Annotated in this window: 21 protein-coding genes; 12 read left to right on the forward strand and 9 right to left on the reverse strand. The window is 48.1% G+C overall.

Annotated elements, in window-relative coordinates:
* Position 1: 1 nt before the first annotated feature.
* The 3 genes from EYC62_08395 to EYC62_08405 are packed head-to-tail and all read right to left on the reverse strand — an operon-like array spanning position 2 to position 3,382.
* The gene (locus EYC62_08395) at positions 2-1,789 is read right to left on the reverse strand and encodes a cobaltochelatase subunit CobT (GenBank protein ID TAH32746.1); all 1,788 of its coding nucleotides are present in this window, start codon (positions 1,787-1,789) and stop codon (positions 2-4) included.
* Between the two features lie 15 nt (positions 1,790-1,804).
* Positions 1,805-2,770, reverse strand: a complete 966-nt coding sequence (locus EYC62_08400; GenBank protein TAH32747.1) for an AAA family ATPase — start codon at positions 2,768-2,770, stop codon at positions 1,805-1,807.
* A 9-nt stretch (positions 2,771-2,779) separates the two neighbouring features.
* Complete coding sequence (locus tag EYC62_08405; GenBank protein TAH32748.1) at positions 2,780-3,382, reverse strand: J domain-containing protein; 603 nt, start codon at positions 3,380-3,382, stop codon at positions 2,780-2,782.
* Between the two features lie 77 nt (positions 3,383-3,459).
* Here EYC62_08405 and EYC62_08410 point away from each other — a divergent pair, with 77 nt between their 5' ends.
* Together EYC62_08410 and EYC62_08415 are read left to right on the forward strand one after the other, a co-directional pair.
* Positions 3,460-3,717, forward strand: coding sequence for a BolA family transcriptional regulator (locus EYC62_08410; protein TAH32749.1), 258 nt, complete (start codon positions 3,460-3,462; stop codon positions 3,715-3,717).
* A 232-nt stretch (positions 3,718-3,949) separates the two neighbouring features.
* Positions 3,950-4,297 (forward strand): hypothetical protein, encoded by a 348-nt coding sequence (locus EYC62_08415; protein TAH32750.1) that lies wholly within the window; start codon positions 3,950-3,952, stop codon positions 4,295-4,297.
* A 36-nt stretch (positions 4,298-4,333) separates the two neighbouring features.
* Here the strand turns inward: EYC62_08415 and EYC62_08420 are convergent, their stop codons facing one another.
* Entirely contained in the window at positions 4,334-4,792 is a 459-nt protein-coding gene (locus EYC62_08420) for a CBS domain-containing protein (protein TAH32751.1), read from the reverse strand.
* A 177-nt stretch (positions 4,793-4,969) separates the two neighbouring features.
* Positions 4,970-6,295 carry an HlyC/CorC family transporter gene (locus tag EYC62_08425; GenBank protein TAH32752.1) on the reverse strand — a complete coding sequence of 442 codons (1,326 nt, stop codon included), beginning with the start codon at positions 6,293-6,295 and terminating at the stop codon, positions 4,970-4,972.
* 412 nt (positions 6,296-6,707) lie between these two features.
* On the opposite strand from EYC62_08425, the gene EYC62_08430 reads away from it, so the two are divergent.
* From EYC62_08430 to EYC62_08445, 4 genes are all read left to right on the forward strand, one after another.
* On the forward strand, positions 6,708-8,543 hold the full coding sequence (locus EYC62_08430; protein ID TAH32753.1) for a hypothetical protein: 1,836 nt from the start codon (positions 6,708-6,710) through the stop codon (positions 8,541-8,543).
* Positions 8,544-8,545: 2 nt separating this feature from the next.
* Complete coding sequence (xerD, locus tag EYC62_08435; GenBank protein TAH32754.1) at positions 8,546-9,538, forward strand: site-specific tyrosine recombinase XerD; 993 nt, start codon at positions 8,546-8,548, stop codon at positions 9,536-9,538.
* 47 nt (positions 9,539-9,585) lie between these two features.
* Positions 9,586-10,551 carry an acetyl-CoA carboxylase carboxyltransferase subunit alpha gene (locus EYC62_08440; protein ID TAH32755.1) on the forward strand — a complete coding sequence of 322 codons (966 nt, stop codon included), beginning with the start codon at positions 9,586-9,588 and terminating at the stop codon, positions 10,549-10,551.
* A 76-nt stretch (positions 10,552-10,627) separates the two neighbouring features.
* Complete coding sequence (locus EYC62_08445; protein TAH32756.1) at positions 10,628-11,212, forward strand: hypothetical protein; 585 nt, start codon at positions 10,628-10,630, stop codon at positions 11,210-11,212.
* Positions 11,213-11,387: 175 nt separating this feature from the next.
* Here EYC62_08445 and EYC62_08450 read toward each other — a convergent pair whose 3' ends face one another.
* The 3 genes from EYC62_08450 to EYC62_08460 all read right to left on the reverse strand — a co-directional run bounded on the left by EYC62_08450 (position 11,388) and on the right by EYC62_08460 (position 15,434).
* A complete protein-coding gene (locus EYC62_08450; protein ID TAH32757.1) occupies positions 11,388-12,686 on the reverse strand; it encodes a hypothetical protein in 1,299 nt (432 codons plus the stop codon).
* 79 nt (positions 12,687-12,765) lie between these two features.
* Positions 12,766-13,485 carry a hypothetical protein gene (locus tag EYC62_08455; GenBank protein ID TAH32758.1) on the reverse strand — a complete coding sequence of 240 codons (720 nt, stop codon included), beginning with the start codon at positions 13,483-13,485 and terminating at the stop codon, positions 12,766-12,768.
* A 56-nt stretch (positions 13,486-13,541) separates the two neighbouring features.
* On the reverse strand, positions 13,542-15,434 hold the full coding sequence (locus EYC62_08460) for a hypothetical protein (protein TAH32759.1): 1,893 nt from the start codon (positions 15,432-15,434) through the stop codon (positions 13,542-13,544).
* A 165-nt stretch (positions 15,435-15,599) separates the two neighbouring features.
* On the opposite strand from EYC62_08460, the gene EYC62_08465 reads away from it, so the two are divergent.
* Positions 15,600-16,349 (forward strand): triose-phosphate isomerase, encoded by a 750-nt coding sequence (locus tag EYC62_08465; GenBank protein ID TAH32760.1) that lies wholly within the window; start codon positions 15,600-15,602, stop codon positions 16,347-16,349.
* Here EYC62_08465 and EYC62_08470 read toward each other — a convergent pair.
* Positions 16,346-16,927: a hypothetical protein gene (locus EYC62_08470; protein ID TAH32761.1), complete on the reverse strand. Its 582-nt coding sequence runs from the start codon at positions 16,925-16,927 to the stop codon at positions 16,346-16,348. The genes EYC62_08465 and EYC62_08470 overlap by 4 nt on opposite strands.
* A 242-nt stretch (positions 16,928-17,169) precedes the next feature.
* Here EYC62_08470 and secG point away from each other — a divergent pair, with 242 nt between their 5' ends.
* The 5 genes from secG to EYC62_08495 all read left to right on the forward strand — a co-directional run bounded on the left by secG (position 17,170) and on the right by EYC62_08495 (position 21,910).
* A complete protein-coding gene (gene secG, locus EYC62_08475) occupies positions 17,170-17,505 on the forward strand; it encodes a preprotein translocase subunit SecG (GenBank protein TAH32762.1) in 336 nt (111 codons plus the stop codon).
* A gap of 67 nt (positions 17,506-17,572) precedes the next feature.
* A complete protein-coding gene (locus EYC62_08480; protein ID TAH32763.1) occupies positions 17,573-19,207 on the forward strand; it encodes a CTP synthase in 1,635 nt (544 codons plus the stop codon).
* Positions 19,096-20,106, forward strand: a complete 1,011-nt coding sequence (locus EYC62_08485) for a transporter substrate-binding domain-containing protein (protein TAH32764.1) — start codon at positions 19,096-19,098, stop codon at positions 20,104-20,106. Before EYC62_08480 ends, EYC62_08485 begins: the two co-directional genes overlap by 112 nt.
* A 3-nt stretch (positions 20,107-20,109) precedes the next feature.
* Complete coding sequence (locus EYC62_08490) at positions 20,110-21,015, forward strand: transporter substrate-binding domain-containing protein (protein ID TAH32765.1); 906 nt, start codon at positions 20,110-20,112, stop codon at positions 21,013-21,015.
* Positions 21,016-21,022: 7 nt separating this feature from the next.
* Positions 21,023-21,910, forward strand: coding sequence for a transporter substrate-binding domain-containing protein (locus tag EYC62_08495; protein ID TAH32766.1), 888 nt, complete (start codon positions 21,023-21,025; stop codon positions 21,908-21,910).
* Positions 21,911-22,002: the final 92 nt, after the last annotated feature.

Genomic DNA, 22,002 nt, shown 5'->3' on the forward strand with positions numbered 1-22,002 from the left:
TTTACTCAAACAATTTACCCAACTGGCCCAGCATGACTGGGCCTAATTGTTCTACATCGCCAATCGTTACCGCGTTTTGATAATACCGCGTTACATCGTGGCCGATGCCGATGGCGACCAATTCCACCGGCGATTTGGATTCGATCCATTGGATCACGCCGCGCAAATGTTGTTCCAAATAAATGCCGCCATTCGCGGATGTGGTTAAATCATCCACCGGTGCGCCGTCGGAAATCACCATCAGAATTTTGCGGCTCTCGCGCCGTGCGATCAGACGGCCATGCGCCCATAACAATGCCTCGCCGTCTATATTTTCTTTTAATAACCCTTCTTTCAACATCACGCCCAAATTTTGCTTGGTTCGGCGATAACTAGCATCTGCGCCTTTGTAAATAATATGCCGCAAATCATTCAACCGGCCGGGCGATCCCGGCTTTCCAGCGCTAATCCATTTTTCATAAGGCTGGCCGCCTTTCCAGGATTTGGTGGTAAAGCCCAAAATTTCCACCTTTACGCCGCATCGTTCCAACGTGCGCGCCAGAATATCCGCCGATAGCGCAGCAAGAATAATGGGCCGACCGCGCATCGATCCAGAATTGTCGAGCAATAAGGTGACGACCGTATCATTGAAATCGGTTTGCCGTTCCCGCATATGATAATTTTGCGCAATCGGATTCATAATTAAACGCGGCAAGCGGGTGGGGTCCAAAACCCCTTCTTCTTGGTCATAGGTCCAACTGCGCATTTGCTGCGCCAATAAGCGCCGCTGCAATTTATTGGCGAGGCGAGTGACGATGGGCGGGATATAAGACAGATATTGATCCAAACTGGCGCGTAGCAACGGCAATTCCTGGGGTGTGCACAAATTTTCGGCATTGATAATTTCATCATATTCGGTGGTAAAGGCTTTGTACTGAAACTGGCCTTCGGTTTCCCAATACCGGCTTAGCGGTAAGGAATTCAACGCTTTGGAATTGGCATCGGTTTGCTGGGTTTGTTGTTCGCTTTCTTGGGCCTCGCTGGCACCCATATCATCGGATGGCGAAGGTTGCTGGCCTTCGGTTTGTTCTTGTTCGTGCTGCGCTTCGGCGGATTGGGGCGAGTTTTCTTGGGATTCTTCGTCATTTTCGCCTTTAATATTGTCTTCTTCCTCGGCCTCGTCGGTATGGTCTTTTTCTAATCCCAATTGATGCAGCATATCGCGCAGAACAGCCGCGAATTTTTGCTGGTCGGGCAGGCTGATCAATAATGATTTTCTATTTTTGTGCAAAATTTGCGGCAATTCGGGATGAATCGCCTGCGCCATTTGCGCATTGATTTCTTCGTTGCCATCGAGCGCTTGCCAGGCGAGCATTTGGAATAAACGGTATAATGGCGGGTTGTCGGTCGACGCATCTTTGCGGATAAATTGATCGTATCGTTGCTGTATATTGTGCCGCACGCCCTTATATTCGCTGGCGGCCATCGCTTCGCCGCGCACATATTCGAACGCATCGAACAATTCCCGCGCTTGGTATGTCTGCGGCTGTAAATGCGTGTGCAATTTATGATTATGGAATCGCAGGCGCGATGCGGCGGAATCCGATTCACCGCGCAGAAATTCATAATAAGGCGGCAATTCGCCCTTGATATAATTGGTCAGGCGTACTTTGCCTGACGCGTCTTGCGATGGGATCAAACCGTAACTGACATCGGTCAGTGGTTTTTCGGAAACCGCGCGCAAGGCAGCCGCCGTGGCCTTTTGAAAATTATCGCGTAATTTGTCATTATGATTGGATGAATCGGCCATGGTGCACCCCGCCGATTACAGTTCTTCACCGAAACAACGTTGATAATACTCGGCCAGAACCGATTTTTCGGCATCGTCGCAGCGATTATAGAAACTGACGCGGAAAGCGAAATTTTTATCCTTAAAAATTTCGGTATTTTCCGCCCAGCTAATTACCGTGCGCGGCGACATGACGGTGGAAATATCTCCGGCAATAAATCCTTGGCGGGTTAAGTGCGCTACTTGAATCATAATGGCCAAATCTTCGCGGCCTTTTTTATTCTGAAACGAAGGCACTTTGGCGGCGATAATTTCCAATTCTTCGTCGGCGGGTAAATAATTAAGCGTTGCCACGATATTCCAACGGTCCATCTGTCCCTGGTTGATTTGTTGCGTGCCGTGGTAAAGCCCCGTCGTATCGCCAAGTCCAATCGTGTTGGCGGTGGCGAATAAACGGAACGAAGAATGTGGTTGTAAAATCTTGTTCTGATCCAGCAGGGTCAGTTTGCCGCTGGCTTCCAATACGCGCTGAATCACGAACATAACATCTGGCCGGCCGGCATCATATTCATCGAAAACCAGAGCCACTGGGTTTTGAATCGCCCAGGGCAAAATGCCTTCTTTGAATTTGGTGACTTGCTTGCGGTCTTCCAAAACGATTGCGTCTTTGCCCAGCAAATCAAACCGGCTGATATGACTGTCCAGGTTAATACGCACGCATGGCCAATTCAGCCGTGCCGCAACTTGTTCGATATGGGTGGATTTTCCGGTACCGTGATAACCTTGGATCAGAACCCGGCGGTTAAACGCAAACCCGGCGAGCAGGGCGAGGGTGGTGTTTTTGTCGAACTGATAAGTTTCATCGCGGGCCGGGACATAATCGCTTGGTATGCTAAAGGCCGGGACCTGCATATCGGAATCAATGCCGAATGTTTGCCTGGCCGAGATTTTGATATCCGGCATTTGCAGAATATGGGCGCGGTGGGCCGATTCGATTTGCATCAAAATTCCCTATATGCTGTCAAACGCGCGTTTGACCGTTTGAAAAGCCTCGTTGATCGATTTAAACCGTTCTTCGGCGTCTTTATCGCCGCCGTGCAGGTCCGGGTGGAACTTTTTCACCAAGCCCTTGTAATGCCGTTTAATGGACTCGAAATCCATGGGCGGGGTCAGGCCTAATGTATTTAATGCGCGGACGGTTTGGTAATCCATAGTCGTTGGACTGCTAGAGGTTGAAGAAGAATAAGAAGAATTTTGATTATCTTCTTCAAATATACCAAAATTTTGTGAAAACTCGGCCCATTTACGGTCAAAACTGGCGCGGAATTTTTTATACTGTGCTTTGGATCCAAATGGCCAGCTGGGACGATCCCAAACCGTGTCTTTGCGGCGTTCTTCCTCGACTTCGTAATCCTTCAACCCCTTATAATAGTCCCATTGCAGGTTATATTCGCGCACATGGTCCAGACAAAACCAGAAATAGTCATTTAGCCGGCTTCGGTCCTTAGGAGCCTTAAACTCGCCATGTCCCTGACATCCTGGGTGGTCGCAAAAACGGCTGTGCTGAGCCGGCGGGGGGTCGAAATAACTGCTGGTTTTTTTCTTTTTGTCCATAAACAACCTTAAAGTATAAGGATATCACGATTTATTAATTTTTCTATTGAGAAACCAAGCTTTCCAAGGATTTTTCTATGTCCAGAGCCGACCGGATGCGTCAAATATTAGAAACGGCTTTTCAGCCCAGTTTATTGAATTTGATTGATGATTCCATGAAACATCAAGGCCATAGAGGCTGGCGGGAAGGGGGAGAAACCCATTATAATCTTGAAATTAAGGCAGAGTCGTTAAGCCGTTTGCCGCGCGTGCAGGCCCAACAAGCTATCTACCGGGTTTTAAAATCAGAATTTGAAACCGGCCTTCATGCCTTATCTATTCGTGTCATTGTTTAATAAATTTTTTACTCTTTCATAGTAATCATAGAAGATAGGCTGTTAAAATTGTACGTAATATTCTTGCGCTTTGTGCTAAGTTAATTTGTGGCGCAAACACCCCCTAGTTATTAACAGCTTTTTTTGCAACTATAGGTATAAAAGGGTATTTAACTTCAGATTGTATGTTGATCATATATACAATCTAAGGTAGTAATGTTATATCCTTTTAGTACCGTAAGGGGGAGTCTATATGAGCACGCTGATAAATAAAAACATCGTTGTCGCCGGTAACCGCACTAGTATGCGGTTGGAGCCGGAAATGTGGGATGCTCTTGCAGAAATCTGCAACCGAGAGAAAAGCAGCATCAAGGACATATGTACCCTGATTGATTCTAGCAGGGGGTCCACCAGTCTTACATCGGCAGTGCGCGTGTTTATTTTGGCCTATTTCCGGTTTGCGGCGGCAAATAACAATGTGCAATTCCGCCCCAAACAAGCAGTGGATGGTACCACTTCTTATACACCACAAAGCGGTACCTTGGCACAACCCACTCAGCCGGTTGGATTAAGCGATATCGTACAACGAATATTTTCGTGACCTTATAAAAAAGACCAATAGAGAATTTAAAACGGTCTATGCCGCTTTTGATGTGGCCCCGTACACTTCACCAAATATGAAAGCATCTTTGGTGTCGATGTTTTCTTTCAATTCTTCGGTAATGGCCGCAAACAGATCGCGCAAGGAAACCATGCCAATAATTTCGCCGTTTTCTTCAATTGGCAAATGACGGATATGATTTTGGGTCATTACTTCTAACGCGAATTGAACGCTCTCGCCCGATTTCAATGTAATCGGGCTTGGGGTCATCACTTCGCCCAAGACGGTTTCATCGGTGGATAATCCCATGGCAACCACGCGTTTAACCAAATCGCGTTCAGTAAAGATGCCGGTCAAACGGCCTTCCTCGATAACCATAATTGCGCCAACGTTATGCTCCGCCATCAACTTGGAGGCAGTGGTAACCGACGCATGTGTCGGCAATTTGATCACCATTGGGTAACGAGAAGTAAAGCGAGTAACTTTATTGCGCATTTTATTAGCCCTATTCAAATAATATTATATTAAACTTGTTATACGAATTCTATCGTAAAAAATATAAAAAAGCACCTGTTTTTTTCAGACTATCTCGCAGTGCGGATAAGTTGAAAAAAACGCATTAAACCTTCTAGCCTACAATCATGACTATTTTTTGACGGTTTATTTAAAATTTTATGATGCGGCGGCGATTTTTTTCGGCGGGGTAATGCGCACCGATATTATTTGATTGCGCTGGCGGCGTAAAATTTCAAATCGTAGATTATGAAAATTGAACACCTGGCCGACATCCGGAATTTGCCTTGCTTCGTGCAAAACAAGTCCCGCCACTGTCACGGCTTCTTCGTCCGGCAAATGCCAATCGAATTCACGGTTTAAATCGCGAATGGTGACGCTGCCATTTACAATCAAGCTGCCATCCGCTTGCGGACGCACTCCTGGAACGTTGACGTCATATTCATCGAATACTTCGCCGACAATTTCTTCCAAAATGTCTTCCAGCGTGACTACGCCCATAAAAGTTCCATATTCATCGACTACCACGGCAAAATGTTCGCGGCGTTCGCGGAAGGCGTGCAATTGATCCAACAAGGATGTGGTTTCTGGAATGAACCAAGGCGCCGAAGCGCTGGACAGAATATCCATTTCATCTAAATTGCTGGCGTGTGAACGCAGGGCGCGAAGCAATTGTTTGGCGTGCAAAATGCCGACAATATTATCGGGAGAATCTTTCCATATCGCAACGCGGCTGAAATTGCTGTTCATGACTTCGTCGACAATTTCCGAACTGGTTTGATCGGCATTGACCATAACCGTATTTTTACGATGAGTCATAATTTCGGAAACATCGATATCGGCTAAATCCAGAATGCTGCGCAACATGACGCTGCGATCACGCGCTTCTTCGCCAGTATGGCCGTGCAAATCGATCGCGCCACGCAATTCCTCGTCCCCAAGCGCATGGCCAAGGCCAGTCGAAGCCTTGATATGCAGGATTATCAGCGATTTTTTCACTACCCAACGCACAACGGCTGTGATGGGCGAGAATATCAGCATAAAAAATCGCATTGGCGCCGCCACCGTAAGCGATGACCAATCGGCATTATTGATGGCGATTGTTTTTGGCAAGACTTCGGCAAAAATTAAAATCAACGCCGTCATCACGATAGTGGCGTATAAAACGCCATGATGGCCGAACATATTTAAAAATAAACTAGTGGTCAGAGAAGAGGCGAGGATGTTCAGTAAAGTATTGACCAACAAAATAGTTGCGATCAAATTCTCGCTGTCGTGACGAATCTTGACAACGATCTTAGCGCGCCAATCGCCGCTTTTGGCTAGAGTATGCATTTTTGACCGTGAGGCGCCGGTTAAGGCTGTTTCCGATCCTGCAAAAAACGCCGATAAAATCGTAAGGATGAAAACCCATATAATGGTCCACCATATTTGCGATTGTTCCAATTGAGTTATTGCGTCGTCAGTGCCAGTTGGGAGTTGCATAATTATCCAGATTTATAAGTCAATAAACAGGCTTTTCGGCGATTAAGCCAAAGCGGGTGAAAGCGTTACAATGAATGGGTTACATCGGCCTTTATTCATCAACAGGTGATTGGGTCGGTCTTCAACAAACTCTTGCCATTATTAGGCGTTGTTTTAGATTGGTGACTTACATTACACGAATTTACAGCAAGTGCAATTGCTGTAAGTGGTTTAAAATATTGGATATTTTACAGATTGTAACAGCATAGCAATAGTTGGAGAGAGTGAATGGGCGGTATCGGAAAATTATGGTTGGTTATTGTATTGGCAGCAGTCGTTTGTGTGGGGGCGATTTTATATGCCGGCGCCACCGCATCGCCGCCGCAATCGCCGGTGGAACAAACCTTGGATCGTAAACAATTCGGATTTTAACATGAAGCTGCGTTTTGCGTTTGTATTATGGCTGGCTCTGTTATTCGGCCATGCCGCTGTTGCGGAAGAATCGGCAACCAAGGGGGACAATTATAACAAGGCCGAACGCCAAAAACAGAATGAGCAGACGCAAGAACTGATCAGCCAATCTAAGAACGGCAAAGAAGTATCCGAGCAAACATTGGAATCCAGCCCCATTCTAAATGTGGAGCCGACCGCTTCTGCAGCTATTGGTACTGTAATTGTCAGCAGTCAGGAATTGCCCGGTATTGCTTTGGATTCTGCCGGCATATCCGATCGCGGAATAACGCTGGGATCGAATATGTGGCAAAACACGCCGCACGGTCTGGCCATCAGGTTGGTCAGCGGTTTGCCAACCGATATTGAATCTCCGTCCATTCGTAATTTAGCCATACGTTTATTGCTAACCGCCGCGGAACAACCTAGAAAAGATTCATCTATGGAATTGGGCGATCAATTATTGATCGACCAGCGTTTGGTGAAATTATGGAATATGGGCCAATGGCAACAATACGGGAACTTGGTGGCCACTATGCCGGGCAATGTGGTTGCTGGAAATTTGGCAAAAAATTATGCTTTATTGCAATTGATTTTAGGCCAGACCAAAGGCGGATGCGAGCGCGTTGACAAGTTTTCGCGCCAGGACAATCCTGACCGGTTCTGGCAAAAAGCGCAAATATACTGCGCCATGGTTTCTGGCAAGCAAGATGTCGCCAAACTAATGCATGATTTGTGGCAGGAAAAATACGAAAATGACGATCCTATTCTGCATAAGCTGTTGGTCGCCGCTGAAAGCAATGCGCGCGATGTAAAAGTAAAAGCCAAAGATTTATCGACGCTGCATTGGCTGATCGTTAACGATGCCGATTTGATTGTAAATACCGATGGTGTTGACACTATTGATGTCGCCGCCCAGATGTTATTGTTATCGAACGATAATATTCTATGGCAGAAAAAATCGGCGCTGGCGGAAAAACTGGCGCTGCATGGCGTAATCGATACCAATAAATTGACAGGCATTTACAGCCAATTGGAGTCGAATGGCAAGGCTGGAAAAGCTTTGCTTCGTAAAGAAGATTCAAAAATATCCGATGCGCAGCGGCGCGGGTCGAATTGGCTGTATATTCATGCGATTGCCGATCCAGTGCAACGCGCCACGGCGATCAACGATTCTTACGAAGATTTAGATGCAATTCAGGAACGGCGTTTGTTGGCGCTGGCCCATGCGGATTGGTTGAAATCGCTGATCCCTTCGACCGACTATATCTGGTTTGCTCCAACGGCGGGGCGTTTGCTGATTTTGCTTGGTGAACCGAAATTGGCGCGTGCCTGGTTTGAAATTGCTACATCGGATGAATCGACCGCGGCTAAGGCCTGGCCCTATATTCGTGTTCTGCATTTGTCGGACGGACAGTCGAAAATATTGCAAGAAAAGTGGATAGCGCGGACAATATTATCCGCACCGCGCAAATTGGAAGAATATTTGGGCATGCTGGCCTTGCATTTGAATGCATTAGGCGAGAGCGATAATATTTGGACGCGGGATACGCTGCCCAAAGGATTCAGCGCCGATATGTTGAAATTAACAACGCACAAGGCCGCAACGCCAGGCGCCAGCATTTTGTTGCAACAGGCGGCGCAAGCCAATAGCCGGGCAGAATCGGTAGCCTATGTTATTTACATGTTAGGCCAGAATAATCTGGCGGATATCGCTGCTCAGAATGTCGCTGAATCGGTGGAATCCCTGAACCATCTGGGTTTACAGGAAGAAGCGCGTAATCTTGTCTTGGAATCGCTTGTGGCCAGCGGTTTATAATCATGTCAGGCGCGGCGGCAAAATCCAGAAAAACTAAGCAAAAGTCCAAGCCGGGTCGCCCGAAAAAAGCGCGTAACGAGCTTGTGCCCGATGCCGAAAATTTTCTGGAAATGTTAACGGTGGAAAGGGGCGTTAGCGCGAATACGCTGACTGCATACCGCACCGACCTCGAAAGTTTTTTTACTTATCTTGCCAACCAAAATAAAAACTTTCGCACCCTATCGGCGCGCGATGTCGAACAATATGGCGTGGCGATGGATAAGAAGTCGCAAATTAACGCAAGATCGTCGGCTCGCAAACTAAGCTGCCTGCGCCAATTTTATAAATTTCTGCTTGCGGAAAAACGCGTCGCGCAGAATCCTATGCAAACCATTTCCTCGCCCAAATTGCCGAAACAATTGCCAAAATATTTGGGAGAGCAGGAGATTCAAAATTTATTGTCCGCAGCCTTTGCCGACAAAACGGAAGAAGGCAAGCGGTTGGTCTGTTTACTGGAAATTCTGTACGCCGCCGGCCTGCGCGTGTCGGAATTGGTCAGTTTGCCATTATCCGCCGTGGTACGCGGACAAAATTATGTATTGGTGCGCGGCAAAGGCAACAAAGAACGCGTGGTGCCATTAACGCCAGCGGCACAACAAGCCATTGCCGAATATTTAAAAATCCGCGCGGTGTTTTTACCCAAGGATGTTACCAGCCCACATTTATTTCCATCGCGTTCGACCACCGGATATTTAACCCGGCAACGTTTTGCGCAACTATTAAAGGAATTGGCGGTTGCCGCTGGCCTGTCGCCCAGCAAAATTTCGCCGCACCGTGTGCGCCACGCCTTTGCAACGCATTTGCTGGAAGGCGGCGCGGATTTGCGCGCTTTGCAACAAATGCTGGGTCATTCCGATATTTCAACGACCCAGATTTATACGCACGTGGTTAGCAATAGATTACAACAAACGGTTAAAAATTATCATCCCATGGCTAAAATGGCCGCTAAAAAATAATAAAAATCCTCTATACACCCGGTATTCCGCATTATACACTCCCCCGCATGGCTAGTTTCTTAGATTTTGAAAAACCTTTATCCGAATTGCACGCCAAGGCCGAAGAATTGAAACGCCTGCCAGACGATGGCAGCCGCAATTTGGCCGAAGAAATGGCGCGGATCGATCGCAAAACGCAACGTGTATTGCGCGCGGTCTATACCAATTTATCGCCCTGGCAAAAAGTGCAAGTGGCGCGCCATCCCGACCGGCCAAGATTCAAAGATTATGTAAAAGGTTTGATTGCCGATTTCACCCCGCTGGCTGGCGACCGCAATTTTGCCGAAGACCGCGCGATTATGGGCGGGCTTGGCCGGTTCAAAGGGCAGGCGGTTGTGGTAATGGGCCAGGAACGCGGTTCGGACACGCAATCGCGTTTGGCGCATAATTTCGGCATGCCTAAACCCGAAGGATACCGCAAGGCAATCCGCCTGATGCAAATGGCGGATCAATTTGGTCTGCCAGTGATTACATTGGTCGATACGCCAGGCGCTTATCCCGGCATCGATGCCGAGGAACGCGGCCAGGCCGAGGCTATTGCGCGTTGTATTGAAATGGGTCTGACCATTAAAGTTCCGATTATTTCAACCGTCACCGGCGAGGGCGGATCGGGCGGCGCGATCGCGATCGCCACCGGCAATCATATTATGATGTATGAAAACGCGGTTTATTCGGTGATCAGCCCCGAAGGCTGCGCGTCGATTCTATGGCGCAGCGCCGCGCAAGCGCGCGAAGCCGCCGAAGCCTTGAAAATGACCGCGCAGGATTTATTGGCGCTGGGCGTAATCGATGAAATCGTCGCCGAACCTTTGGGCGCAGCGCACCGCGCCCCGGCCGAAGCGATTGGAAATCTATCTGCCGCCATCGACCGCGCGATGCGCTATCTGGGCCAGCAAAATGGCGATCAATTATTGAAATCCCGCCGCGAAAAATTCCTCGCCATGGGCCGCCGCATTCCGGGACTCGCGAAATAAGTTGGTTTTTCTGTTGACAAGGCGCAAGAAATTCATATACTGATGGGGATATTTTCTCTTTCTAAAGGATTCTTCAATGGCCGTATTGCTTGAAAAATCATATAATCCCAAAGGCTTAAATGGTAAAGTTCAAGCTAAGGGCGTAGCTTATGGCCGAGTAATGGTAACGCTGGAAACACGTTATGGCCCTGTTCGCGGAATCGGCAAAACTCATGATGAAGCGCTTCGTGACGCCCAGCGCAGGAAAAGGGAGCTTGAAAGCGTCAATGACGCCGAAGCGACCGTAAGATTCAACCGCCTTGTCGAGGAACGGCGTTTGGCGATTTTGGCCGGTGCCGCGCACGGCCGGCGCGAAAAGGTCAACGTGATTTTGCACCCGCCACAACAACAAAGATCGCCGCGCGACCGCGTCGATTCGCAAAATCCTAATGGCCGTGCGCATGTACGGTTGCAGACAACCGACGGCCAGGTACGCATGTTTGTCGCCAAAAATTATAATGCCAGGGAAATCGCAAGTATTGCGGTCAGCACAGGTGTACAAAATATTCGCCCGGCGGCGGATGGTGTAACGCCGCAAAACGGCGCGGGGATCACAAACGCCGCATTGACGCTCGCCGTTGCGCGCGGATTGGTCTATACCGGTGGCCGCGCCGCCGCTTAGATTTTTCTTTTTTAACTTGTCAACGGATAAAAATCGGCGTCGCCGACGAGATAGGGGCGTTTGTCATCCTGAGCGTAGCGCAGCGAAGTCGAAGGATCTTTTGAATTGAGAATGACGCCTAGTAAAAAAACCCGCTGTTTGTACACAGCGGGTTTTTGTTTTAAGAATGCAGTAATTATTTACCAACTTTAGTTTTTGGTCCTTTGCCGCCGGCCAAGCCGAAGGTAAGAATTTTTACCAGATCGAATCTAACTCTATTTCCAGAGGCTGGGGCCGCAACCGGAGTCGATCCATCGGCAGCAGTTGCGCCGTTTCCTGCCGCTGGTGCCGCCGTTTTCGCAGCAGCAGCCAATGCTGCTTTTTCAGCTTTCAGTTTTCTTTCTTGCGCTTTTTGTCCAATCGATTGCCAGGCTAAACCCAGTTGAAACTCGCTAAATACTTCACCCGGTACTTTGCCTGATCCGCCAAATTGCTTGATAAGGCCTTCTGCGGCAGTCTTGGCGATTGTAGCCACAGTTTCCAGCAAATCTGTCGTTGGTTTAAGGCGCTTTTGCAATGCTTCTTCGGCTTGTTCCGCAGACGTCAATTCGCTTCTTTTGGCTTCTAGGTTTGCGGCGGCTTGGTCGCCTTTTGCTTTGGCGGCAAGAGTAACGGCGTCCTTGGCGCGATCAACCGTATCTTTTGCTTGGCGCAAAGGTCCGTATACGCTCGCCTCGGCATTCTGCATAATTCCTAAAATGCCGTTGCTGACGGTGATAATTGCCGCTGGGTCGTCTTTATACAGATGCGGTTTTCCATCTTGTCTTGGCAAACGAAGCAAAGCCACCAAGGCATGAATTCCGGTCCAGTTATTCAATTCATTTTTTAATAGAATCGTTCTTAACTCGCCCATTCTTTTGCGAATTCTATCGGGGGCGGTTGCGCCTTCTTTTGGCGTAGTTCCTTTTTTAATCACTTCGGCTTTGGCACGCCAATCTGTAACGATGGCAGCGGCAAGCTCTCCTGCCACCTCAGCGCCTTTTAATTCTCTCACTTGTCTTACCAAATTTGGAGCAATAAGAAATGCAACCATTGCAGAAAGCGCTTTTTTGCCGGCATCATTCAATGGGGCAGGGGCAGTCAGCGTTGCCGGTGTTTCAGGAGTAGTTGCTTCAGGAGCCGCTGTTTCAGTGGTAGCCGATTCAGGGGTAGCTGCTTCCGCAGTAGCAGCAGTATCGGCTTGTGCCACAGGTTCTGTTTGTGCGGCAGGTTCCGGCGATGGTACCGGTTCCGGAGGAATGGCGACGGCTTCGGTCCCAATTTGATCTGCGGTACGGAACACATTATCAAACACTACCCAGCGTTCGATAGGACTTAATCGCATGGCTTCCACAACCGAGCGAATAATTGCTTCATCCGAAATTTTGGTGGCAATATCCAATTCGCCGGCCATATTGGTAATCAAATTTAGTTCAGCCAAAGTTTTTAACGCCATAATGTCCTCCTCATGAAAATACTATGGCCGTGAACATAACGAACGTTCACTAAAAAAGAAACACTAATTTTATTTCAATTTAGACTAGGGGGTAAAAATCGGCGTCGCCGACGAGATAGGGGCGTTTGTCATCCTCTAACTCATTCCACAATAATCCATAATGTTTTGGCAGGCTCCAGGCTAGGTAATTCATCACATTCTGGAAATCTTGCGGCGCGGCAAAATCGCGCTGTTTTAACGAAAATACCAGGTTTTGCCGTGGGCTCATATCCCGGATATAGACCGACGCGACGCCCGGCGTTTGCACGCCCAACTGATTCAGACGGCCGGCAATGTTCTTCTTTACATAATGGGGTAGGTAATGATCGCTGGGACAGCCGATCATTATCCGCGCGCTGTTGGGCACTTTGAACAGACTTAATTTTTGATCGGCGTCGGTGCCGATTTGCTCGGCATCTCCGGCACCGCGCGGTTTAAAGAAAAATCCATATTCATGCAGCGACCAGACATCGCCGTAATGCAGAACATAATGGCTTTGGCCGAAATCGAATACCACGCCGCATCCAATTTCCACCAAATCCGGCAGAATCGATTTGAAATCGGCATCTGGCATCGCGGCCGGGCTGCGAATTGGCAGATATTGCAATCCATCTGGCCCGGTAATCAATTCCGGCTGCAATGGATTTGGTTTTTGCACGGGCAAGCCAAGGATGGCGGATTCAAATTGTTTATACCAATCGGCATCGCGCGCTGACGTATCGGCGCGTAAAAGACTGGCAATTTGATCCAATATGCTCATGTTACAAACTATCCGGCAAATAATTGCCGTGCTTATGCGCTAAATCCAAGCGCGGCTTAGTATAACGTTTCCAAAGCCTTTTCGTTCACGTGAACGGTAAACCGTTGACGCAAAGCGGATTGCAACTGATCGGAAATATCCTGCGATAATTCTTTTTTCAATTGCATGGCCAAAGCCATCTCGCCTTCCATCTTTTCTTTCGTCGGATGTACGGCGGTTAACTGGGCAATGGTCAGGCCGTTTTGGCTTGGCACACGCGCCAATTGACTTTTATCGACGGCAAAAATCGCTTTTGCCGCCTTGTCGCCTACGGAACCGGTGCGGGTGGCGCCTTTAATTTCGCGTGTGGACAATCCATAGGCTTTGGCAATATCGTTCAATGTTTTGCCGTTGCGGAATTGATCCGACAATTTCACGTAAATTTCCTGCCCGGTTTTTTCCATGTCTTGGGCTTGCCAGGATTTCAATGCTTTCTCCCGCACTTCGGTCAAAGCTTTCAGGCGCGATGGGGTGACTTCATCGACATGAACAACGTAAAATCCGCCTTCATCCGCTTCGGTCAGGCCGCTGTTTTTACCGGCGTCGGTGCTGAACGCAACGGTCAGCAATTTCGAAAAGTTTTTCTTGGTCACGAAATTGTTGATTTTGCCTTGGGCATCGCGGCCTTCGCGGTCGATCGATGAAACGGTTACGATTTCGGCCGGAATTTTTTTAGAAATTTCGGCAAAGCTGGCGCCGCCGGCGATTTCATCCTGCAAAGTATCCGATAGCTTATATAGGCGTTCGGACGATTGCTCCAACGCCAATTTCTGCGCCAGTTCCGATTTCACTTCGGCAAAGCTTTTGGTTTTTGCTGGGGTGATTTTTTCGGTCACTACGATATGCCAGCCCAATTTGGTTTGCACTGGCGCGGCGGCTTGGCCTTGCTTGGCGTCAAACGCCGGGCCTTGCAATTCGGTTGGCAAATCCTGGCGGCGCATCGATCCAAGATCTATGGTGTTGCCATTGTTCGCTTTTGCGGCTGTTTCAAGCGACTTTTTATCTTTGGTAATCGCTGCATAGGCTTTGTCCGCGTTTTCTTTGGATGTGAACAATGCTTGGCGCAATGTACGGAATTCCGGCAAGTCATATTCGGACTTATGCGATTCATAAGCCTGCTTTAATTCTTCCTCGCTGATTTTGATATCTTTGGCGATATTTTCCGGATTCAGCACCAACACCGATAATTTACGGTATTCAGGGGTGGAGAAATCTTCCTTATTGGCTTCGATAAATTGGTTTAGATCGGTATCGCTAGGCTGGCCGATTTTGTCTTTGCCCAGCAATTTGGCAAATTGCCCGTATTTGGCATAAGGAATATCGGCCAAGGCCATATCGCGGGTTTCATTATCGAACTGGAACATCGCTTTGTGCAAAGCTTCGGGCAAATAGATGTTGTCCGCCAAGGCATAGCCCAATTGGCTGGTTACGGCGCGGCGGCGCAACATGGCTAAATATTGCGATTCGGTCCAGCCGTTAGCCTGTAAAATTGTGCGGAATTTTTGCGCTGAAAATTTGTGGGTGGTTTCGTCTTCGAAGGAACGGTCTTGGGCGATTTGCCTTTTTAACGCTTCGTCAGAAACAGCCAAGCCCATGGATGTGGCTTCCTCGATGAATAATTTTTCGGTAATCCATTGCTGAATATTGCTTTGCGCAACGGCCGCGCGTATTTGAGGATTGTCGGCAATGCCGGAATTGGTCATTTGCTTGTAAGCTTGGAAGTAACGGTCGACCATGCTGCGCAGTTGTTCCGGGCTTAGATTGTTTTCTTCGACACGGGCGATGGTGGTGTCGCTGCCCCGTCCGCGAAAAATATCGCCGATACCCCAGATCGCAAAGCTTAGAATCAAAACGACGAATAATGCCTTGACGACAATCGAGCTCGCTTTGCTGCGCAAAAATTGTAACATACCGCTTACCTCTTATTATTACAGTTTAGAACCGATACGGATAAAGCGTTAGAATCATAAAATCAAGTGATTTGATAAGGTTTGGGGTACCGGCCCCGATAGTTTTAGGCTATATAATATTCGTCCGAATATAACGAAATCCCTGAAACCTTATAATAGAAACCCATGAAATACATTATCGGCAATTGGAAAATGAATGGATCCAAGGATATGGCTTGGAAATTATCCCTGGATCTGCATCAGTTTTTGGCAGCCAATACCAATGTTCAGGCAAAAATGGTGATTTGCCCGCCGTTTCCGTATTTGCCGGTGACACACGATTTTCTGGCCAGGCACGATTCGAAATTGGGATTGGGCGGCCAGGATTGTTCGGACAAAGAATCCGGGGCATTTACCGGCGATATTTCCGCAACCATGTTGCACGATGCCGGATGCGAATATGTCATCGTAGGGCATAGCGAGCGCCGGCAATATCATCAAGAAGCCGATTCCTTGATTGCCCAAAAAATAGTCGCCGGACAAAAATCGGGTTTGAATGTTGTATTGTGTATTGGCGAAACCAAGGATCAACGCGAAGCCGGAAAAACCATGGCGATTCTCAGTACCCAATTAAAAGGTTGCTTGATTGCCGGCATTGATTCGAAGAAATTAATTGTCGCTTATGAACCGGTGTGGGCGATTGGTACGGGATTAAATGCGACCGGCGATGATATTGTCACCGCGCATGCGCACATCAAAAAAGAATTAACGTCTATCTTGGGACAGGGTGGTCAAGCCATTGCTATTTTATACGGCGGCTCGGTCAAAGCGTCGAATGCGAAAGAAATTTTATCGGCGCCGGGTGTCGATGGGGTTTTGGTCGGCGGCGCCAGTTTAAAGGCGGATGAATTTACCGCGATTTATCAGGCCGCTTAACGAACCCGCGTTAAATCACCGTTTGCTCCGACTAAATATTCGGCTAGATCCCGTCTGTTGCGGGGGAATAAAAGACGTGTTTTAACTTCGGAATCTGGGACGCCTGCGCTGCGGCGCTGAACCCAAAGAGGCGCGGGAGCGCTATAATGAACCGGTCTAGGCCGGGGATAATGCACATGAAATAATTGTGTCGTAGTGGTTGTGGGTCCTCTACATAAACGTACTTCTACAAAATCATCTTGTCTAAGTTGGACCAAAGGAGCCTGGACATATTTAATTCCTACCGCAGCCATGCGTACAATATTTTCTTTGCCCAAATCCGGAAGGAAAAGTTGGGAGATGTCTCCCACGCTTTGGCAGGTTAATATGATGATTGGATTATTCGTGCCGCTGCATTTCCATTGTTTTAAAATCGGGCACCAGCTGTTGGTGACTGCTATGCCTGCTGTGACCATGGCGCGTGCTCTTTCCGCGCGGCCCATTTTATTGCTAGGATCAAATGTTTCTACCAATCTACCACTGGCTTTGGACAAATCTTTTGCAGGCATACCATCGTTGGTCAAGAATCTTATAGTCATGTGTATCCCTCGCTATTTTCCAAAAGCTTTCAATTATATTCCTAAAGAATACAGTATACAATAGTATTTTAAAGGGGTTTCCCGGCAAAATTATCCTTGCACAGGAATAGGATAAGCCGAAATTTTTTGCTGGATTTCTGGGGGCGTTTCAGGTAAAAAATCCTGACCACCAAGCCCATGGTCAGTTTTGCCCATGGGTTTTTTGTTTGGATTTTAGAAATTACAATAAAAAGAGGCAGCTTATGACAACGGTTATTTTGGTCATTCATTTATTGATTACGGTATTTTTGATCGGCTTTATTATGTTGCAACGCAGTGAAGGCGGCGCGCTCGGCATGGGTGGCGGCGGCATGGGCGGTTTGATGAACGCGCGCGGTTCGGCCAATTTCCTGACCCGTACCACCAAATATTTGGGCATCGCGTTTTTTGCGACCTCGATCATTTTGGCATTACTGTCTAGCTCGCACACCAATGGCGGATCGTTCGCCGATCAAATTCAAAATTCGACCACACAAGAAGCGCCAGCAACCGCGCCAAAGGAAAATAATTCCGAACCTTCGGCTCCATTACCGAAGTAGTAGACGGCAGGCGGTAGACAGTAGACGGTAAAATAAGTTTCTAAATAAAGGAGTAAAAGACAAGCACATGGCTAGATTTATTTTTATAACTGGTGGTGTGGTGTCTTCTCTGGGCAAAGGACTTGCTTCCGCTTCGTTGGGCGCGCTGCTTCAAGCCCGTGGATTCAAAGTACGCCTGCGCAAACTCGATCCCTATTTGAACGTCGATCCCGGCACGATGAGTCCGCAACAACATGGCGAAGTGTTCGTCACCGATGACGGCGCGGAAACCGATTTGGATCTGGGCCATTATGAACGCTATACCGGCGTTTCGGCGCGCAAGTCCGACAACGTCACATCCGGCCGGATTTATTCCGAGGTGTTGGGCCGGGAACGTCGCGGCGATTATCTGGGCGCGACCGTACAGGTTATTCCGCACGTCACCGATGCGATTAAAGAATTTGTAAAAAACGATACTGGCGAGGCTGACTTCGTATTGTGCGAGGTTGGCGGCACGGTGGGCGATATTGAATCGCTGCCTTTTCTCGAGGCGATTCGTCAGCTGGGCAATGAAATGGGTTCGGAGCGCACGCTGTTTATTCACGTGACGTTGGTTCCCGTTGTACATGTGGCGGGCGAAGCGAAAACCAAACCAACCCAACACTCGGTCAAAGAATTGTTATCGAACGGGATTCAGCCGCATATGTTATTGTGCCGCACGGAATTGCCATTATCGCCCGAAGCGCGCAAAAAAATCGCGCTGTTTTGCAACATCAAAGATCAAAACGTTATCAACGCGCCGGATGTCGACAATATTTACCGCGTGCCGTTACGGTATCACGAAGAAGGTTTGGATAAACAAGTTCTGGCGCATTTCAACATTACGCCTGGCAAAATCGATTTATCGCGCTGGCAAAATATTATGCAGCGGATCGATAACCCCGAAGGCGAAGTCAAAATTTCCATCGTTGGCAAATATGTCAGCTTGAAAGATTCCTATAAATCCCTGATCGAAGCCTTGGCGCATGGCGGCATTGCCAACAAAGTAAAAGTCAATTTGGATTGGGTCGATTCCGAAAAATTGGAAAATAAATCCATGGACGAAGTGATTCAGGCCCTGTCCGGATCGCACGGGATTCTGGTTCCAGGCGGATTCGGCATTCGCGGCATTGAAGGCAAAATCAACGCGGCGCAATTCGCCCGCACGCGCAAAGTGCCGTATTTTGGCATATGTTTTGGCATGCAAATGGCAGTGGTCGAAAGTGCACGTCATGTTTTGGGATTGAACAAGGCAAGCTCCACCGAATTTGGTCCATGCGACGATCCGGTGATTTGTTTGATGACCGAATGGCAACGCGGCAACGAAGTTGAAAAACGCAAAGTGGGCGACAATATGGGCGGCACGATGCGCCTTGGCGCCTATGAAGCGAAATTGGCCAAAGGATCAAAAGTACGCGACATTTATGGTTCCGACACGATCTCCGAACGCCACCGCCACCGGTATGAAGTCAATATCGGCTATCGCGAAAAATTGGAAAAATCCGGCTTATGGTTTTCTGGCTTATCGCCAGACGGCGTTTTGCCGGAAATCGTCGAACTGCGCGATCATCCATGGTTCATCGGCGTGCAATTCCACCCCGAATTGAAATCGAAACCGTTCGAACCGCATCCGTTATTCACGTCGTTCATCGGCGCCGCGGTGGAGCAATCGCGGTTGGTGTAACCTCTCACAAGGAGACCGCTATGCCCAAAACAACCTTATCCTTCTATCTCCACATCATCGCCGTCGCGGTGGTTGTGTTTGCGATTGGTAGCTGGTTTGGCGGACAGAAATCGGATCAACCGGCATCGGTAAAAACGGAATCTGTCTATGATCGCGTTGTGGCGGCCAAAAAAATACGCTGTGGATTTCTGACCTGGCCTCCCTTGCAGGAAAAAGATTTGACCACCGGCAAATTGACTGGGCCGATTACCGAATATGTGGAAGAAGTGGGCAAGGCGCTGGATCTGGAAATTGTCTGGCAGGAAGAAATCAATCTTGGCACCTATTTAGAAGATTTAAAAAATAACCGGTTCGATGTGGAATGCAGCGGCGGCTGGCCGACCGCGCACCGGGCGAAGTTCGCCGAATATTTGCAGCCGGTATTCTTTTTACCCTATCATATTTTTGTGCGTGCGGATGATAATCGATTTTCTAAAATCGAAGATTTGAATTCCGCCGACCTTACTGCGGCGGTTATGGATGGTGAAAATTCCGCGATGACGCGCGATAAACTTTTCCCCGCTACCAAAACTTTGCAAGTACCAGGGAATGGCCAGGTTTCGGATTTGTTTTTGGCGGTATCGACCGGCAAGGCGGATTTTACCATTGTCGATTCGATTTCGGCCAAGCAATTCATGGCCAGTAATCCGGAAAGTTTAAAATTTTTAACGCCGGATAAACCGATTAGCCATATCGCCATTACTTTGTCAGTTGCCCCGAACCAAGAGCGCTTAAAACATATGCTGGAAGAAACCACTAAACAGCTGGTTTATGACGGCACGATCGACAAAATTTTAAATAAATACGATCCAGACAAAAAACTATATGTCCGGGTAGCTAAACCGTTTGCGGGACAATAATCAATGCCAAAAACAACTTTATCATTCTATCTCCATATCGTCGCGGTTGCGGTGATCGTATTTGCAATTGGCAATTGGGTTGGTGGGCAAAAATCGGATCATAGTAGCGTAGCAAAAACCGAATCCGCTTATGACCGCGTCATGCGCACCAAAACTATTCGTTGCGGGTATTATCTTTTTGCGCCGGTAATGTCTCAGGATGCGAATACGGGCGAGATCAAAGGTTTTGCCAAAGATGTATGGGAAGAATTCGGCAAGAAACTGGATCTAAAAATCGAGTGGACAGAGAAGGTTGATTTCCCGACCATGTGGCAAGGTCTGCAAACCAATCGGTATGATGCGCTTTGCTCGCCCGTGTGGGCGATGGCGCAGTCCAGCAAAGCGGCGGTGTTTACCCAGCCGCTATTTTATGCCGCCGTTTATCCATGGGTGCGCGGGGATGACCATAGATTCGATAATAATGCGGCGGCGATTAATCAACCTTCGACCCGTATCGTAACGCAGGATGGCAATCTGTTGACGGTTGTTGCGGCACAGGCTTTTCCGCAAGCTGGTATTTACAGCATGTCGCCCAACGTGCCTTACAGCGATGCGCCGATGATTGTCGGCGACAATAAAGCCGACATTATATTATGGGACACCAACGGCGTGCATGATTATTTGCGCGCTAATCCGGGCGCCTTGCGGCAAATTCCCGGCATTGCGCCTTTGCAAATTTTTCCGTTTACAATTGCCTTTAAATCGGGCGAGCATGATTTGACGGCCATGTTCAATACTTCTATCGGCGAAATGCTGAATAACGGCCAAATCAATCATATTTTAGCGAAATGGGAAATTGCGCCCGGAGATTTTCTGCGCGTCGATAATCCTTATAAATCTCCGCAACCTATTGCTTCACAGACCCAGTAAAAACATTATGCCCAAAACAACCTTATCATTCTATCTCCATATCATCGCCGTCGCGGTGGTTGTGTTTGCGATTGGTGGTTGGTTTGGCGGGCAGAATTCGGTAAGTGCGACATCTGCAAAAGAATCGGTTTACGACCGTGTGATGCGTACAAAAACTATTCGTTGCGGGTATCATATCTGGGAACCGTTTTTGATGAAGGATATCAATACGGGAACCATGTCCGGTATTTATTATGATTATCTGAATCAAATTGGCAAGACCTTATCGCTGAAAGTGGAATGGGTCGAAGAAACCGGTTTTGGCCCACATGTCGAGGCGTTGCAAAGTGACCGGTTCGATATGATGTGCGCTGGCGATTATCAAAATGCGGCGCGCGGCCGGTATATCGATTACACCACGCCAATTTTATATGTAGCTCTCGGCGTCTATACGCGCGCGGATGACAAGCGTTTTGATCATAACTTATCGCTGCTTAATGATGCATCGGTAAAATTATCGTCGGTCGAAGGAACGACGCCATTCATTGTTGGCAATCGCGACTTCCCGAAAGCGCAAAAAATTACCCATCCGGAAAGCCAGGATTTGATGGCGCCATTGATGGATGTGGCTTCCGGCAAGGCGGATGCTACAATTACCGGATTGCCGCTTGGGTATCGGTTTAATGCGCAGAATCCGGGTAAGATCCGCCAAGTGACAATGCCAGAACCAATTCGTTTATTTGGATCGTCCTTGTCATTAAAACGGGGTCAGATAGAAATGCAAAACATGATCAACAACGCCACGCGTGAATTGCAATATAGCGGCGTGTTGGAATCGATCATCAAGAAATATGAAAAATATCCGGGCTCTTTATACCGCGTGACCAGACCTTATCAGGCCCCACAAACACCATAATAAGTTGTCATCCTGAGCCGTAGGCGAAGGATCTGGTTCAACAAAGGCGTTTTGAGGCTGAGATTCTTCGCTTCGCTCAGAATGACAATTAT

The organism is Alphaproteobacteria bacterium, from assembly GCA_004295055.1.
Classification (GTDB): Bacteria; Pseudomonadota; Alphaproteobacteria; order SHNJ01; family SHNJ01; genus SHNJ01.

Excerpts from the sequence above, each read along its gene's own strand:
- xerD (TAH32754.1), top strand. The coding sequence starts at position 8,546 with ATGTCAGGCGCGGCGGCAAAATCCAGAAAAACTAAGCAAAAGTCCAAG.
- EYC62_08490 (TAH32765.1), top strand. The coding sequence starts at position 20,110 with ATGCCAAAAACAACTTTATCATTCTATCTCCATATCGTCGCGGTTGCG.
- EYC62_08430 (TAH32753.1), top strand. The coding sequence starts at position 6,708 with ATGAAGCTGCGTTTTGCGTTTGTATTATGGCTGGCTCTGTTATTCGGC.
- EYC62_08425 (TAH32752.1), bottom strand. The coding sequence starts at position 6,295 with ATGCAACTCCCAACTGGCACTGACGACGCAATAACTCAATTGGAACAA.
- EYC62_08485 (TAH32764.1), top strand. The coding sequence starts at position 19,096 with ATGGTTCATCGGCGTGCAATTCCACCCCGAATTGAAATCGAAACCGTT.
- EYC62_08460 (TAH32759.1), bottom strand. The coding sequence starts at position 15,434 with ATGTTACAATTTTTGCGCAGCAAAGCGAGCTCGATTGTCGTCAAGGCA.
- EYC62_08395 (TAH32746.1), bottom strand. The coding sequence starts at position 1,789 with ATGGCCGATTCATCCAATCATAATGACAAATTACGCGATAATTTTCAA.
- EYC62_08445 (TAH32756.1), top strand. The coding sequence starts at position 10,628 with ATGGCCGTATTGCTTGAAAAATCATATAATCCCAAAGGCTTAAATGGT.
- EYC62_08455 (TAH32758.1), bottom strand. The coding sequence starts at position 13,485 with ATGAGCATATTGGATCAAATTGCCAGTCTTTTACGCGCCGATACGTCA.
- EYC62_08420 (TAH32751.1), bottom strand. The coding sequence starts at position 4,792 with ATGCGCAATAAAGTTACTCGCTTTACTTCTCGTTACCCAATGGTGATC.
- EYC62_08465 (TAH32760.1), top strand. The coding sequence starts at position 15,600 with ATGAAATACATTATCGGCAATTGGAAAATGAATGGATCCAAGGATATG.
- EYC62_08410 (TAH32749.1), top strand. The coding sequence starts at position 3,460 with ATGTCCAGAGCCGACCGGATGCGTCAAATATTAGAAACGGCTTTTCAG.
- EYC62_08405 (TAH32748.1), bottom strand. The coding sequence starts at position 3,382 with ATGGACAAAAAGAAAAAAACCAGCAGTTATTTCGACCCCCCGCCGGCT.
- EYC62_08470 (TAH32761.1), bottom strand. The coding sequence starts at position 16,927 with ATGACTATAAGATTCTTGACCAACGATGGTATGCCTGCAAAAGATTTG.
- EYC62_08495 (TAH32766.1), top strand. The coding sequence starts at position 21,023 with ATGCCCAAAACAACCTTATCATTCTATCTCCATATCATCGCCGTCGCG.
- EYC62_08415 (TAH32750.1), top strand. The coding sequence starts at position 3,950 with ATGAGCACGCTGATAAATAAAAACATCGTTGTCGCCGGTAACCGCACT.
- EYC62_08450 (TAH32757.1), bottom strand. The coding sequence starts at position 12,686 with ATGGCGTTAAAAACTTTGGCTGAACTAAATTTGATTACCAATATGGCC.
- EYC62_08480 (TAH32763.1), top strand. The coding sequence starts at position 17,573 with ATGGCTAGATTTATTTTTATAACTGGTGGTGTGGTGTCTTCTCTGGGC.
- secG (TAH32762.1), top strand. The coding sequence starts at position 17,170 with ATGACAACGGTTATTTTGGTCATTCATTTATTGATTACGGTATTTTTG.
- EYC62_08440 (TAH32755.1), top strand. The coding sequence starts at position 9,586 with ATGGCTAGTTTCTTAGATTTTGAAAAACCTTTATCCGAATTGCACGCC.
- EYC62_08400 (TAH32747.1), bottom strand. The coding sequence starts at position 2,770 with ATGCAAATCGAATCGGCCCACCGCGCCCATATTCTGCAAATGCCGGAT.